Consider the following 14060-nt stretch of genomic DNA (forward strand, 5'->3'; position numbering starts at 1 on the left):
TCACGGGGTCCAACCGGACCGCCGCGCCCACTGCTCGGCCCGGGCCGACGCCTGGGCGAACCAGGGTCCCTTGGCGTCCCCGTAGTCCGGGATGGCCGCGAAGGCGCCCACGAGATCGCGTTTGACCCGCTCGTACTCGCCGCGGGCCGCCTCGTCGGCGCGGAGCCAGGCGGGCATCAGCAGCGCGTAGCGCCAGCCTGGCCCGCCCTCGGCGCGAAGGTGCACATTCGCCCAGCGCATCGGGTCGGCGCCGACGTGGGTGCGCTTGCGCCACAGCGCCGGATCGGTGTGCGGCGGCTGCGGGGTGTCGTCGTCGAACCCGGGCAAGTACGGGAAGCCCGCGGCGCCGAGGACGCCGTCGAGGGAATCGTCGAGGGCGGCGACGGTGACCTGGAAGTCGAGCACGTCCTTGGCGGCCAGCCCCGGCACGGCGGTCGACCCGATGTGGTCGACCCGCAGCGCGGCGTCCCCCGCAGCGAGCCGCAGCCGGGCCAGCACCCGGTCCGCTTGTGCCTGCCAGGTCGGATCGGGCTCGACCAGCCGCGGCGCGCGGCGCCGGGTGTGCCGGTGCAGCCGGACGTTGGCCTCGAACCGGACCAGCCGGTCGGCCCACAGCTCGTCCACCGCGGCCAGCACCTCGTCGCGGGGACCGGTGTTGTCGAGCCAGACGTCGGCCGCGGCGCGGCGGTCCGCTTCGGTGGCCTGCGCGGCGATGCGGGCCCGCGCGTCGGACTCGGTGAGCCCCCGCGAGTGCACCAGCCGATGCACCCGGACCTCGACCGGCGCGTCCACGACGATCACCAGGTGGTACCGCGGCGCCAGGCCGTTCTCCACAAGCAGCGGCACGTCGTGCACCACCACCGCGTCGGCGGACGCCTGGGCCATCAGCTCCGCGGTACGCACGCCGATCTTGGGGTGCACGATCGCGTTGAGCGTCGCGCGCGCGTCGTCGGTGCCGAACGCCAGGGCCGCCAGCGCGGGTCGGTCGAGCGTGCCGTCCTCGGCGAGGACGCCGCCGCCGAACGCGGCGACCAACTCGGCGAGCCCCTCGGTGCCGGGCTCGACCACCTCTCGCGCGATGCGATCGGCGTCGATCACGACGGCACCGTGCTCGGCCAGCCGACCCGCCACTGTGGACTTCCCGGACCCGATCCCGCCTGTGAGGCCGACACGCAGCATGGCCGCATTCTGGCAGCAGGATGCCGGACCGGATCACATCCGTCCCTGACACGTCGCCGTCCCCACGACAGTCCGCAACGACAGGCCGCCGTCCTCTCGTGGTCGACCAGAGACCTCTGCGTCGTCATTGCCGCCATGGCCGCGGTCCGTGGACGGCACACCACCGTCGCCATTCGCCGCCAGTCAGCCTCGCGGTGGCCAACCCTGCGACCGCACGAACTCCACCGGTATGAAGGTGACCAGTGAGCGTACCATTCAGCGAGTGCGTCCGCCGCGGAATCGACGATGCCTGAATCGATCGCACGGCCGACAGCGGACCAATACTCGGCGCACGAACATCCTTGTCGAGTGGCCTTGCGACAAAAAGGCCAGGCTGACCCCTACCTATCGGTGACTGTGTTTTCCCGCTCCCGGCTTGCCACCGACACCGTTGCAGGTGGTGCAGGTGACCTGGACGTAGTACGCCTTTCCGTTGTCCATCCTGGTCGTCCGCACCACGCCGCGGCCCCCGCAAGTCAGGCACTTGAAACAGTTGTCACAGGTGGGATCGTATCCGGGCATCGAAACTCCTTCACTTGTGCACTTCGGCGGTGAATCCGACCCAAGCGATCTTCCGGGCAGGTCGACCGTCGATCGAGATGGTCGCCTGCCAAGGGCATGCGGGCATCCCCGTTACGAGCCAGATCAGCAACACCGGCAACCAGAAAATGATCTTGGTGTACATCCAGAGGAAAAACAGCGGATTGCGCATCAAGAACTCCCGCCAGCCGATTCCGGCGACCGCCAGCTCGCGGAGTCCGCAGCGGCGCAGATAAGTGAACCCGGCGACAACCATCCCGACCAGGTAGGCCAGCGGGAGCAGTGGCAGAAACTCCATGACGGATCCTCTCGGCAGCGTCAGCAATACGCAAAGCCGCGGCAACTCACGATATCTGTACCCAGATAATCGCCGTCTTTCGCATGCTGTTACGGACCTGCGAATCGTATTTCATGACAAATTCGCGCCAAAGAACGGACATGCACCACGGGGTGAGTACCGTGTCTGCGAGCGAGCGAGCGGGCACAGCCGCCGCGCGGCGGCTTCATCAACCTGGTTGGGTCAGCTCCAGTGAGCACGGCACCGCATACGACAGGGACAGTGCCCTCGAACACTGTCCGGCTAGATCACACGCCGCCAGAGAGCTTCTCGCGCAGTGCCGCGAGCTGCTCGTCGCTGGCGAGGGTGCCACCGCTCTGCGCGGGCTTGTCCGTGCCCGCGGAGGAGTAGCTCTGCTCGCCGCTCGCCGCGGTGGTGACGCCGGGGACGGCACCTTCGGCCGCGGCTTCGGCGTCGGCCTCGGCGGCCTTGACGATCTGCTTCATGTGCTGCTCGTAGCGGGTGTGCGCCTCCGCGTACTGGCGCTCCCACTCCTCGCGCTGCTTGTCGAAGCCGTCCTGCCATTCCTGGGTGTCCGGGTCGAAGCCCTCGGGGTAGATGTAGTTGCCCTCGGGGTCGTACTCGGCGGCCATGCCGTACTGGGTCGGGTCGAATTCGGTCTCGGTCGTGAAGCCCTCGTTGGCCTGCTTGAGCGAGAGCGAGATCCGGCGGCGCTCCAGGTCGATGTCGATGACCTTGACCATGACGTCGTTGCCGACCTGCACGACCTGCTCCGGGATCTCCACGTGCCGCTCGGCCAGCTCGGAGATGTGGACCAGGCCCTCGATGCCCTCGTCCACCCGGACGAACGCGCCGAACGGAACCAGCTTGGTGACCTTGCCCGGCACGATCTGGCCGATCGCGTGGGTGCGGGCGAACTGGCGCCACGGGTCTTCCTGCGTCGCCTTGAGCGAGAGCGACACGCGCTCGCGCTCCATGTCGACGTCGAGAACCTCGACGGTGACCTCCTGGCCGACCTCGACCACCTCGGACGGGTGGTCGATGTGCTTCCAGGACAGCTCCGAGACGTGCACCAGGCCGTCGACGCCACCGAGGTCCACGAAGGCACCGAAGTTGACGATCGAGGACACGACGCCCTTGCGGACCTGGCCCTTCTGGAGCTGGTTGAGGAACTCGCTGCGCACCTCGGACTGGGTCTGCTCCAACCACGCGCGGCGCGAGAGCACCACGTTGTTGCGGTTCTTGTCCAGCTCGATGATCTTGGCTTCGAGCTCGCGGCCCACGTAGGGCTGCAGGTCGCGCACGCGGCGCATCTCGACCAGCGACGCCGGGAGGAAACCACGCAGACCGATGTCCAGGATGAGGCCACCCTTGACAACCTCGATGACCGTGCCCTTGACGGGCTCGTCCGACTCCTTGAGCGCCTCGATCGTGCCCCAGGCCCGCTCGTACTGAGCGCGCTTCTTGGACAGGATCAGGCGACCCTCCTTGTCCTCCTTCTGGAGGACGAGGGCCTCGATCTCGTCGCCGACCTTGACCACGTCGGCGGGATCGACATCATGCTTGATCGACAGCTCGCGCGAGGGGATGACGCCCTCGGTCTTGTAGCCGATGTCGAGCAGGACCTCGTCCCGGTCGACCTTGACGATGGTTCCTTCGACGATGTCGCCGTCGTTGAAGTACTTGATCGTCGCGTCGATGGCGGCGAGGAATTCCTCCTCGGACGCGAAGTCGTTGATCGCGACTTGCTGCTTCGGCGCGGTGACAGCCGGGACAATGGTGGTGTCGGTGGACATAGGGTAGGTGGCTCCGGTACGGATTGGGGTTGTCGGGTTCACTGCTGTGCGGGCACGGCGGAATCGTGTTGCCGACGGACACCCGAACTACCAGGACACACACCGCCAACGCCGCGCGACCAGAAGGCGATTCCCAGCGGTCAGAAACCCAGGTCAGCGCGATACCACTGCGCGGAGGTATCGTACGCGGCCGCGCGATGGGCGGGCAAACCCGGGGTACCTCGAACGGCCGTGGTCAGCGCCCGGCTGCCAGGATGGCGCAGTGTCCAGCACCAGCGCCGAGAAGTCGCTCGGCACCACGGGAGTCGCCCGCGTCGAGGTCGGCTCCGCGGAATCCGTTGCCGCCAACATCGCGTGGTGGGACGCCGACGCCGACGACTACCACGCCGAGCACGGCGAGTTCCTCGGCGTGGCCGACTTCGTCTGGTGCCCGGAGGCGCTGCGCGAGGCCGACGCGGGCCTGCTCGGCGACGTCGCGGGCCGCGCGGTGCTGGAGGTCGGCTGCGGGTCGGCGCCGTGCGCGCGGTGGCTCGCCGACCAGGGCGCGCGGGTCGTCGGGCTCGACCTGTCCGCTGGGATGCTGCGGTACGGGGCCGCGGCGAACATCGCCACCGGCATCGAGGTCCCGCTGGTCCGGGCCAACGCCGAGCGGCTGCCGTTCGCCGACGGGGCGTTCGACCTGGCCTGCTCGGCGTTCGGCGCGGTGCCGTTCGTGGCCGACGTGGGCGCGGTGTTCCGCGAGGTCGCCAGGGTGCTGCGGCCGGGCGGCACGTGGACGTTCGCGGTCACGCACCCGATGCGGTGGATCTTCCCGGACGACCCCGGGCCGGACGGGCTGCGGGTCACCGGCTCGTACTTCGACCGCACGCCGTACGTCGAGGTGGACGCGGCGGGCACACCGACCTACGTCGAGCACCACCGCACGCTCGGCGACTACGTCGGCGCGCTGACCGCGGCCGGGTTCACCCTGTTCGACCTGATCGAGCCCGAGTGGCCGGCGGGGCACACCCAGCAGTGGGGCCAGTGGAGCCCGCTGCGCGGCGAGCTGTTTCCCGGCACGGCGATCTTCCGGTGCCGCCGATGACGCGCTCGCTGGTGCGCGCGCAGTCCGCCCGGTTCGCCGACCTGGACCCCCTGCTGCCCGCAGCCGTCGACCCGCCGCACGGCGACGTGATCACCGCGGCGTTGTCGGGCGGCGACCGGGTGGCGGGGGTGCTCACCCGCTCTACGCACGAGCGGGGCACACCGCAGTCGCTGTGGTCGGCGCTGGCGGTGTGGGAGCTGCACCCGCTGCTCGGTGACGCGGGCGGTGGGGCGCTCGACGCGCTGCTGCGGCAGTGGACGCGGCTGGTGGACCGGATCTCCCCCGGCCCAGACTCGGCGTGCGTCGTCACGTGGCCGAGCCGCGACATCGACGCGACGCGGACGCTGCTGGCGCACGGGATGGTCCCGCTGTCCGTACTGGCCGTGCGCACGGCCGCGGCGGACCGGCCGGTTGCCGACACCGGCCTGGAGATCCGCCGCGCGGGGGTGGCGGACCTGCCGGTGCTCGTCGACCTGGCGATGGCCGAGTTGGCGTACTCGGTGCGGGTGGGGAGCGCGGTGCCGCGCGCGGACGCCGCCGCGATCAAGGAGGCCGCGCTGGTCCGGCATCTCGGCCTGGGCGACCCGGTGTGGCTCGCCGAGCGCGAGGGCGTCGCCGTCGGGTACGCGGAGGGCTGGCACACCGAGTCGGCGCCGGGCACGTGGGCCGAGACGCGCGTGCGGCACGGCCGGTGGGGGTATGTGAACTGTCTGTCGGTGGCGCCCGCCGCGCGCGGTGCCGGGGTCGGGCGGGCGCTGATGGCCGTCGCGCACGGCGAGCTGCTGGCGGACGCGGCGGGCACGTTCCTCTATTACAACCCGCCGAACCCCGTGTCGCCGGTGTTCTGGTCGCGGCAGCACTACCGGCCACTGTGGACAGTGTGGGAGGTCCGGCCCGCGGCGGCGCTGCGCTGACGAAACCGCCCGGACCGGCGTAGATTCCAAGGTGACGGCGTGCCCAGAACGGTTGGGGGTCGCGGCGATGGCCGAGAAGCACCTCCCCCGGGGCCTGCTCGGCGCGGTGGCCATGGTGGCGGTCGTCGCGGCGGTGGTCCCGGTGCTGCACAGCCCCATGCCCGCGCCGAAGCCCACGCCTGTCGACATCAAGCCGGTGCTGTCGCTGTCCAGCGAGGTCTACGGCCTGGAGCTCGCGGGCGGAACACAGGCGTACGCGGTCCGCGGCGACTGCGTGCGCCCGCACTGTTTCCAGGAACTGCGCGGCACCGACGACGGCCGCACCTGGACGCCGCGCAAGCTGCCGGTGCGCGAGGTGACCGCGCCTGCCGGGCTCACCGCGCAGGTGCACCCGCTGGGCCTGGGCAGGCTCGTCGCCGACACGCTGTCCGTGGAGACCGAGCACCTGCGCTGGTACAGCCACGACAGCGGCCGCAGTTGGGTCCCTGTCGCGGCGGAGGTCACCGCCACCACCGACCGCATCCCGGCGGGCACCGTGGTCGAGGCGCGCTGCCCCGGGTACGCCACGCAGGACTGTCCACGCCGGATCGTGGTGACGCTGCCGACCACCGGGGAGCGGCGGGAACTGGCCGCACAGCCCGGTTTCGCGGTCCAGGCGGTCGACCCGGTGCCCGCGGGCGACGGCAACTGGTGGGTCTCGGGGTGGCTGCCCGACCGCACCACCTGGGCCGTCGGCGTCACCCGCGACCAGGGCCGAACCTGGTCGGTCGCGCCGCTGACCTCCACCTTGGTCGAGGTCACGGCAGTGTCCGTGGTGGGCTGGGGCCCGGCCATGTACGCGGTCGCGCAAGGCCCGGTCGGCAGCGGCCGCAGCGGGCTGTCTGCCATCCACGAGTCCACCGACGGCGGCGCCACCTGGCACCAGACCTGGCGGGGCGACGGCGTGCGGTCGCCGCGGACCCTCGCCGGGTCGCTGATCGTGCGGCCGAACGGCCACCTGCTGGCGGTGTCGCACGCGGGCCAGAAGCACCGCAGCACCGACGGCGGCCGAACGTTCGAACCGGTCGACGAGGGCCCGGAACTGGCGTGGGTGCGCTGGACCAGGGCGGGCTACCTGTCCGGCGGCTCCGGCCGCCAGACCAACGACTACCTGCACTCCCCCGACGGCGTCACGTGGACCGAACTGCGCGTCGGCTAACCAACGCGCATTCGGGGTTCGCCGACCTGGTGGACAGCGGGCGCCCGGCAGGCGAGTGCCCGTTCGACCGCGCTCAGCACGCCGTCGGAGATCTCGCGGTGGGTGAGCCAGCGGGTGCGGCCCGCCTCGCCGACGAAGCCGAGGACGACCTGCTGGGTCGGGTGGCCGTCGAGCAGGGGGTCCGGGACGGGGCCGGGAGTGCTGCCGTGCACCTCCACCACCGGCGCGCCCGGCGCCAGCAGCGGCGCGACGGCCGCCAGCACCGGGCCGCGCGCCGAGCCGTGCACCCAGGCGACCAGCAGGTCGACCGGTCCGCCCAGGGCCTGCCCGGCGCGGTCGGCGAGGTCGGCCGGGTCGCTCCAGTCGGCCGCCACCCACAGGGCGCGGCCCGCCAGGTTCAGCGGGTCGGCCAGCGGTTCGTACCGCCTGCTCGGCAGCACCACCCGCCAGCCATCCGCGACCAATGTGGACGTACATCGGGCCAACATCCCGGTGCCCCCGAGGACCAGTGCGCGCCGCGTCACCCCGCCACCTCCGTTCGGACCAGCCGAAAGGCCAGGCTACCCCGGGTGACTCAGCCCTGTGGGTCGAACTCCGCGCGCTCGGTCAGGCTGAACCAATTGCCCGAGTCGTCGCGGAACACCGCCTCGATGCCGTACGGGCGCTCGGCGGGCTCGCTGAGGAACACCACGCCGCGCTCGGTCAGCTCCCGGTGGCTCTTGTGGCAGTCGTCGGTGACCATGGCGCCGGGTCCGATCGCGCCCTTGGCGACCAGCGCGCGGATCTGCTCGGCGGTCTCCGCGTCGTGGCCCATGGCGGTGTCGGCCAGGATCAGCTCGATCTCGGGCTGGCCGACCGGGCCCACGGTGAGCCAGCGGATGCCCGCGCCCGCGCCCTCGAACGCCGGCCCCATCGCCACGTCGCTGCGCACCTCGAAGCCGAGCTTCTCGGTGTAGAACGCCTTCGCGGAATCCTGGTCGAGCACGTAGACCGTGCTGTGCGAGAAGGTGATGCCCATGTCGTCCTCCAGTCGTGTGTCTCCTTGGGACAGACGCTAGAGCGTGCCGGGCGGGGTTTGCTTATCGGGGATTGCGGGCCGCGTCCAGGCCATCACGAAGCACCCGGGCACCCGCGGCGGACCGCCCCTGGCCACCACCCGCCGCCGGTACTCGGTCGGCGAGCAGCCGACCAGTTCGGAGAACCGGTTGGAGAACGAGCCGAGGCTGCTGAAGCCGACCAGCACGCAGATCTCGGTGACGGTGAGGTTCGCGGCGCCGAGCAGGTCCTTGGCCCGCTCGACGCGCCGCCTGCTCAGGTAGGCGCCGGGCGGTTCGCCGTACGCGGCACGGAATTCGCGCGCGAAATGGTACCGGGAGAACCCCGCGGCGGCGGCCATGGCGACGAGGTCGAGCGGATCGGCGTATCGGGAGTCCATGAGGTCACGGGCACGCCGCAGATGCACCAGTACCTCCGCGGTTGGTCCACTCACGACGCGCATGACCCCATCTCACCGGAACGCTCTGCCTGGGGGATTCAGCATAGTCAGCGGCCCGCGCGGAACGGCGTAGGTTCGCGGGAACCTGGCGGCGTGCTCGTGCCTCTCTGCGGGCAGGAGTTAGGGGTGACGGGTGTCCGAGCAGGAATGGTTCGCGGAGCTGTACCGGTCGGTGTACCGGCGGCTGGTGTTCGCCGCGTACGCGCTGGTGGGCGACCTCGGCGAGGCCGAGGAGATCGCCCAGGAGGCGTTCGCCGTCGGCTACCGGCGGCGGTCCGCGCTCGCCGCCGCGGACAGCCCTGAGGCGTGGCTGCGCACGGTCGCGGTGAACCTGGCCCGGCGGCGCGGCAGACGCGGGGCGATGCTCGACCGCATCCTGCGCCGCGAGAGCGTGCCCGTGATCGAACCCGCCCGCGACCACCTCGACCTGCACGCCGCCATCCGCGCGCTCGGCGCCGACCAACGCGCGGTCGTGGTGCTGCACTACCTCGCCGACCTCCCGATCGACGACATCGCCGCGCTGTTGGACATTCCGGCCGGGACGGTCAAGTCCAGGCTGGCGCGCGCCAGGCGCGCGCTGGCCGAACGGCTCGACACCCGATCCACGGAGGTGGAACGTGCCTGACCTCGACCGTGAACTCGGCGAGCTGCGCGCCCGGCTCGACGTGCGCCGGCCCGAGCTGCGCGACGTCCTCGACCGCGTCCGCGCCCGCCGGTCCCGGCGCCGGTTGCAGCTCGGCGCGGTGGTGGCGGTGGTCGCCGTCGCGGCGATCATCCCGGTGCTGCGCGGCCCGCGGGCAACCCTGCCGGTGACCCCGCCCCCGGCCGTGGTGAGTCCGCCCGTGGACACCGCGCCGATGGATCCCACCGGGCCGCACGAGCTGGTCTTGGACAGCGGCCGACGCGCCTACGTCGTCCACGCGCGGTGCCAGGCGCGGGGCTGCACGCAAGAGCTGCGGGTCAGCGAGGACGGCCGGACCTGGACCACCCGCGCGCTGCCGGTGAGCGAGATCCCGTACCCCGACGGGCTCACCGCCGAGGTGCGTCCACTCGGCCCGAACCGGGTCGTCGTCGATTCGCTGACCGTGGACACCGAGCGTTCCCGCTGGCACAGCGGCGACGGCGGCCGCACCTGGACGCGGATCGCGGCGGAGGTGACCGGCGTGATCGATCACGTCCCCGCGGGGACCCTGGTGGAAGCGCGTTGCCTCGGCCAGGAGCAGCAGGACTGCCCCCGGCGGGTTGTCGCCACCGTGCCGGACACCGGGGAGCGGCGCGAGCTGGCGACGCAGCCGCCGTTCGAGGTGGTGTCGGTCGACCCGGTGCCCGCGGGTGACGGCAACTGGTGGGTGTCGGGGCTGGTGCCCGGCACCGATCGGTGGCTGGTCGCGGTCACCCGCGACCAGGGGCGGACCTGGTCGGCGGCGCCGCTGCCCGCGGTGGACGGCCAGGTGGGCGGGGTGACCGTGGCGGGCTGGGGCCCGGTCATGTACGCCGTCGCGCAGGGCATGCTGCTGGGCGAGCGCTCCGGGCTGCAGGCCGTGTTCGAGTCGACCGACGGCGGCGGCTCGTGGCGGCGGACCTGGTCCGGGGACGGTGTCCGGTCACCGCGGACCTTGGCGGGCACCATGATCGCGCGACGGGACGGCGGCCTGCTGGCGGTGTCGCGAGAGGGGCAGCAGTTCCGCAGCGGGGACGGCGGCCGCACGTTCGAGCCGGTGGCCGAGGGGCCCGCACTGGCCTGGGTGCGCTGGACGGGCGGGGGCTACCTGTCCGGCGGTTCGGGGGGCGGCACCAGCGACTACCTGCGCTCCCCCGATGGCGTGAACTGGTCCGAAGTCCGCATCGGCTAGTGGTTGCGACACCTCCCACCCGCCGCCGCTCAGTGCGCGGCGTCGTTCCAGGAGCGGCCGAAGCCGACGGAGACGTCCAGCGGCACCCGGAGTTGGTAGGCGCTGCCCATTGCCTTGCGCACCAAGGATTCCACGGTGTCACGCTCGCCCGCGGCGACGTCGAGGACGAGTTCGTCGTGCACCTGGAGCAGCATCCGGCTGCGCAGCCCGGCGGCGGTCAGGTCGCGCTGGACGTTGAGCATGGCGACCTTGATGATGTCGGCCGCGCTGCCCTGGATGGGGGCGTTGAGCGCCATCCGCTCCGCCATCTCGCGGCGCTGGCGGTTGTCGCTGGTCAGGTCGGGCAGGTAGCGGCGGCGGCCGAAGATGGTCTCGGTGTAACCGTCCTTGCGGGCCTGGGCGACGACCTGCTGCAGGTAGTCGCGCACGCCGCCGAAGCCCGCGAAGTACTCGTCCATCAGACCGCGGGCCTCGTCGGTGGAGATGCGCAACTGTTGGGACAGGCCGTAGGCGGACAGTCCGTAGGCCAGGCCGTAGTTCATCGCCTTGATCTTGGCGCGCTGTTCGCCGGTGACGTCGGTGGGCTCGACGGAGAACACGCGGGCGGCGGTGGCGGCGTGGAAGTCGAACCCGGACTGGAACGCCTCGATCAGCGCCGCGTCGCCGGACAGGTGCGCCATGATGCGCATCTCGATCTGGCTGTAGTCGGCGGTGAGCAGCTCCGCGAAATCCGGGCCGACGATGAACGCGTCCCGGATCGTGCGGCCCGCCTCGGTGCGGATCGGGATGTTCTGCAGGTTCGGCTCGGTGGACGAGAGCCTGCCGGTGGCCGCGATGGTCTGGTTGAACGTGGTGTGGATGCGCCCGTCGTCGGTGATCGACTTGAGCAGGCCGTCGACGGTCACCCTGAGCCGGGTCGCGTCGCGGTGTTCGAGCATGTGCCGCAGGAACGGGTGCTCGGTCTGGGCGTAGAGCGTGGTCAGCGCCTCGGCGTCGGTGGTGTAGCCAGTCTTGGTGCGCTTGGTCTTGGGCATCTCCAGTTCCTCGAACAGCACGACCTGGAGCTGCTTGGGCGAGCCGAGGTTGATCTCCTTGCCGATGACCTCGAACGCGGCCCGCTCGGCCTCGCGGACGCGCACGGCGAAGTGCGCTTCGAGCTCTTCGAGCTTGTCGGTGTCGACGGCGATGCCCACCGCCTCCAGCTCGGCGAGCACGCGCAGCAGCGGCAGCTCCATGTCGGCGAGGAGCTTGTCCTGCCCGGTGGTGTGCAGCGCGGTGTCGAGCGAGTCGGCCAGCTCGGCGATCGCGCGGGCGCGCAGGATCTCGCCCGCGGCGAGCTTGCGGTCGTCCTCGCCCTCGTCGTCGAGCAGGGAGAGCTGCTGCTCGCCGTCGGTGTCCTCGACGCGCAGCTCGCGCTGCAGGTAGCGCAGGACGAGGTCGTCCAGGGTGAAGGTGCGCTGGCCGGGGCGCACCAGGTACGCGGCGAGCGCGGTGTCGGTGGCCAGGCCCGCCAGCTCCCAGCCGCGGTGGCGCACGGCGTGCAGCGAGCGCTTCACCTCGTGCGCGAGCTTGGGCGACGCCGGGTCGGCGAGCCAGCCGCGGAACGCCGTCTCGTCGTTCTCGGTGAGGGTGGTGACGTCGACGAACACGCCCTGCCCCCCGGCCGTCGCCAGCGCGACGGACCGCAGCTCGACGGACTGCCCGGACACGCCTACCACGTTCTCCCGGAAGGAGAGCCCGATCCGGGTGCCCCGCGGGGCGTGCGCCGCGAGCCAGCCCGACAGCTCCCCCGGCGCCAGCGCGCCGCCGCTGACCTCGAAGCCCTCGTCGGCCTCGGGCTCGGCGGTGGACAGCGTGGCGAACAGCCGGTCGCGCAGCACGCGGAACTCCAGCTCGTCGAACAGCCGGTGCACGGCGTCGCGGTCCCACGGCCGAACCGCCAGCTCGTCCGGCTCGACGCCGAGCGGCACGTCGCGGACCAGCTCGGTGAGCTCGCGGTTGAGCACGACGTGAGCCAGGTTCGCCCGCAGCGCGTCGCCGACCTTGCCCTTGACCTCGTCGACTCGGTCGATGAGTTCGCCGAGCGAGCCGAACTGCTGCATCCACTTGGTGATGGTCTTCTCGCCGACGCCGGGCACCTTCGGCAGGTTGTCGCTGGGGTCGCCGCGCAGGGCGGCGAAGTCGGGATACTGCGTGGGCGTCACGCCGTACTTGGCCAGCACCGACTCCGGGGTGAACCGGGCCAGCTCGGACACGCCCTTGACCGGGTAGAGCACGGTGACCTGGTCGGTGACCAACTGCAGGGCGTCCCGGTCGCCGGTACAGATCGCCACGTGGAAGCCCTCGGCGGTGGCCGCCGTGGTGAGCGTGGCGATGAGGTCGTCGGCCTCGTAGTTGTCCAGCGACAGCGTCGGGATGCTGAGCGCGGCCAGAACCTCCTCGATCAGGCTGACCTGGCCCTTGAACTCGTCCGGGCTGGCGCTGCGGTTGGCCTTGTACTCGGCGTACGCCTCGGTGCGGAAGGTGCGCCGGGACACGTCGAAGCAGACCGCGAGGTGCGTGGGCTCCTCGTCGCGCAGCAGGTTGATCAGCATCGAGGTGAAGCCGTAGACCGCGTTGGTGTGCTGGCCTGTGCCGGTCTGGAAGTTCTCCTTGGGCAGCGCGAAGAACGCCCGATAGGCCATCGAGTGGCCGTCGATGAGCAACAATCGACGGGTGTCGGTGGCCGTGGCTGGTGTGGTTCGGATCTCGGTCTTCGCGGGCACGCGGCGAGTCTAGGCTGAGACACCGACAACACTGACGTGTCACCCATTGGAGGCTCGGTGAGCAGTCCAGACCCAGCGAAGCTGCCCGGTATGCGCGTGGACCTGTTCGATCAGCTCCTCGCGGACAAGCTCGGCATCGTCGTCACCGACTGGGACCCGCAACGCGTGGTCGGCACCATGCCGGTGAAGGGCAACCGCCAGCCGTACGGGCTGCTGCACGGCGGGGCGAACGCGGTGCTGGCCGAGACGCTGGGCTCGATCGCCGCGATGCTCAACGCGCCGGAGGGCAAGGCCGTGGTCGGCCTGGAGCTGTCGTGCACCCACCACCGGGCCGCCCACGACGGCCTCGTGACGGCTGTCTGCACACCGTTGCACGTCGGCCGCAGCACCTCGACCTTCGAGATCGTGATCACCGAGGAGAGCGGCAAGCGCACCTGCACCTCCCGGCTGACCTGCGTGACGCTGGACCGCCCGCCGACCACGCCATGAGCGGACGCGCGCTCGTGGTGCTCGCCGCCGCGGCGGCCCTGGCGGGCTGTGGCGTCGAGCAGGCGGCCGCGCCGAGCCGGACGACCACCACCGAGACGCCCGCGCCCGACCCGGTCGAGGTGTGCGCTAACCAGCTCGACTACTGGGTGGGCCAGCGGCTGCAAGGCGTCAGTGACACCTACGAGTACCAGGCGATGGGGCTCACCGGCGACCAGTACGAGGCGCTGCTGCCGCTGTCCGACGAGGCCGTGCGGCAGCGTGACGCCGGGACGCTGCCCGCGGGCTGGGTGCGCCAGGAGGCCACCACGCTGTGCCGCGGCATCGTCGCGGAGGAGTCCGCGAAGCCGTCGACCCCCGGATGGCCGTGAGGGCCGCACCCGGGGTCCGGGTGCGGCCCTCACGATCGGGTG

Annotated in this window: 13 protein-coding genes and 1 pseudogene; 7 read left to right on the forward strand and 7 right to left on the reverse strand. The window is 71.5% G+C overall.

Annotated elements, in window-relative coordinates:
* The 3 genes from coaE to rpsA form a co-directional block, all read right to left on the reverse strand.
* Complete coding sequence (gene coaE / locus ACT4N7_RS04310; RefSeq protein ID WP_444827251.1) at positions 1 to 1179, reverse strand: dephospho-CoA kinase; 1179 nt, start codon at positions 1177 to 1179, stop codon at positions 1 to 3.
* Between the two features lie 571 nt (positions 1180 to 1750).
* A complete protein-coding gene (locus ACT4N7_RS04315) occupies positions 1751 to 2056 on the reverse strand; it encodes a hypothetical protein (protein WP_444827252.1) in 306 nt (101 codons plus the stop codon).
* 287 nt (positions 2057 to 2343) lie between these two features.
* Positions 2344 to 3852 carry a 30S ribosomal protein S1 gene (gene rpsA / locus ACT4N7_RS04320; RefSeq protein WP_444827253.1) on the reverse strand — a complete coding sequence of 503 codons (1509 nt, stop codon included), beginning with the start codon at positions 3850 to 3852 and terminating at the stop codon, positions 2344 to 2346.
* 262 nt (positions 3853 to 4114) lie between these two features.
* Between rpsA and ACT4N7_RS04325 the strand changes: the two genes are divergently transcribed.
* The 3 genes from ACT4N7_RS04325 (at position 4115) to ACT4N7_RS04335 (ending at position 7048) form a co-directional block, all read left to right on the forward strand.
* Positions 4115 to 4936, forward strand: a complete 822-nt coding sequence (locus tag ACT4N7_RS04325) for a class I SAM-dependent methyltransferase (RefSeq protein ID WP_444827254.1) — start codon at positions 4115 to 4117, stop codon at positions 4934 to 4936.
* On the forward strand, positions 4933 to 5850 hold the full coding sequence (locus ACT4N7_RS04330; protein WP_444827255.1) for a GNAT family N-acetyltransferase: 918 nt from the start codon (positions 4933 to 4935) through the stop codon (positions 5848 to 5850). The genes ACT4N7_RS04325 and ACT4N7_RS04330 overlap by 4 nt, the downstream gene beginning before the upstream one ends.
* A 67-nt stretch (positions 5851 to 5917) precedes the next feature.
* Positions 5918 to 7048, forward strand: a complete 1131-nt coding sequence (locus ACT4N7_RS04335; RefSeq protein WP_444827256.1) for a WD40/YVTN/BNR-like repeat-containing protein — start codon at positions 5918 to 5920, stop codon at positions 7046 to 7048.
* Here the strand turns inward: ACT4N7_RS04335 and ACT4N7_RS04340 are convergent.
* The 3 genes and pseudogenes from ACT4N7_RS04340 to ACT4N7_RS04350 form a co-directional block, all read right to left on the reverse strand.
* Entirely contained in the window at positions 7045 to 7572 is a 528-nt protein-coding gene (locus ACT4N7_RS04340; RefSeq protein WP_444827257.1) for a hypothetical protein, read from the reverse strand. The two genes, ACT4N7_RS04335 and ACT4N7_RS04340, sit on opposite strands and share 4 nt — an antisense overlap.
* Before the next feature lie 50 nt (positions 7573 to 7622).
* Positions 7623 to 8066, reverse strand: a complete 444-nt coding sequence (locus ACT4N7_RS04345) for a VOC family protein (protein WP_444827258.1) — start codon at positions 8064 to 8066, stop codon at positions 7623 to 7625.
* Positions 8067 to 8114: 48 nt separating this feature from the next.
* A pseudogene (locus ACT4N7_RS04350) lies at positions 8115 to 8546 on the reverse strand (helix-turn-helix domain-containing protein); the annotation flags it as partial.
* A 130-nt stretch (positions 8547 to 8676) separates the two neighbouring features.
* On the opposite strand from ACT4N7_RS04350, the gene ACT4N7_RS04355 reads away from it, so the two are divergent.
* Both ACT4N7_RS04355 and ACT4N7_RS04360 read left to right on the forward strand, forming a co-directional pair.
* Entirely contained in the window at positions 8677 to 9168 is a 492-nt protein-coding gene (locus ACT4N7_RS04355; RefSeq protein ID WP_444827259.1) for a sigma-70 family RNA polymerase sigma factor, read from the forward strand.
* Positions 9161 to 10396, forward strand: a complete 1236-nt coding sequence (locus ACT4N7_RS04360; protein WP_444827260.1) for a WD40/YVTN/BNR-like repeat-containing protein — start codon at positions 9161 to 9163, stop codon at positions 10394 to 10396. The genes ACT4N7_RS04355 and ACT4N7_RS04360 overlap by 8 nt, the downstream gene beginning before the upstream one ends.
* 29 nt (positions 10397 to 10425) lie before the next feature.
* Here ACT4N7_RS04360 and polA read toward each other — a convergent pair whose 3' ends face one another.
* Positions 10426 to 13080, reverse strand: a complete 2655-nt coding sequence (gene polA, locus ACT4N7_RS04365; RefSeq protein WP_444827281.1) for a DNA polymerase I — start codon at positions 13078 to 13080, stop codon at positions 10426 to 10428.
* 171 nt (positions 13081 to 13251) lie between these two features.
* Here polA and ACT4N7_RS04370 point away from each other — a divergent pair, with 171 nt between their 5' ends.
* The gene (locus tag ACT4N7_RS04370; RefSeq protein ID WP_444827282.1) at positions 13252 to 13650 is read left to right on the forward strand and encodes a hotdog fold thioesterase; all 399 of its coding nucleotides are present in this window, start codon (positions 13252 to 13254) and stop codon (positions 13648 to 13650) included.
* The gene (locus ACT4N7_RS04375; RefSeq protein ID WP_444827261.1) at positions 13647 to 14018 is read left to right on the forward strand and encodes a hypothetical protein; all 372 of its coding nucleotides are present in this window, start codon (positions 13647 to 13649) and stop codon (positions 14016 to 14018) included. Before ACT4N7_RS04370 ends, ACT4N7_RS04375 begins: the two co-directional genes overlap by 4 nt.
* The last annotated feature ends 42 nt before the right edge of the window (positions 14019 to 14060 follow it).

It is taken from the genome of Actinokineospora sp., from assembly GCF_052390155.1.
In the GTDB taxonomy this organism is placed as follows: Bacteria; Actinomycetota; Actinomycetes; order Mycobacteriales; family Pseudonocardiaceae; genus Actinokineospora.

Coding starts and splice junctions, on each gene's coding strand:
- coaE (WP_444827251.1), bottom strand. CDS start 1,179: ATGCTGCGTGTCGGCCTCACAGGCGGGATCGGGTCCGGGAAGTCCACA.
- ACT4N7_RS04315 (WP_444827252.1), bottom strand. CDS start 2,056: ATGGAGTTTCTGCCACTGCTCCCGCTGGCCTACCTGGTCGGGATGGTT.
- rpsA (WP_444827253.1), bottom strand. CDS start 3,852: ATGTCCACCGACACCACCATTGTCCCGGCTGTCACCGCGCCGAAGCAG.
- ACT4N7_RS04330 (WP_444827255.1), top strand. CDS start 4,933: ATGACGCGCTCGCTGGTGCGCGCGCAGTCCGCCCGGTTCGCCGACCTG.
- ACT4N7_RS04335 (WP_444827256.1), top strand. CDS start 5,918: ATGGCCGAGAAGCACCTCCCCCGGGGCCTGCTCGGCGCGGTGGCCATG.
- ACT4N7_RS04345 (WP_444827258.1), bottom strand. CDS start 8,066: ATGGGCATCACCTTCTCGCACAGCACGGTCTACGTGCTCGACCAGGAT.
- polA (WP_444827281.1), bottom strand. CDS start 13,080: ATGGCCTATCGGGCGTTCTTCGCGCTGCCCAAGGAGAACTTCCAGACC.
- ACT4N7_RS04370 (WP_444827282.1), top strand. CDS start 13,252: ATGCGCGTGGACCTGTTCGATCAGCTCCTCGCGGACAAGCTCGGCATC.
- ACT4N7_RS04375 (WP_444827261.1), top strand. CDS start 13,647: ATGAGCGGACGCGCGCTCGTGGTGCTCGCCGCCGCGGCGGCCCTGGCG.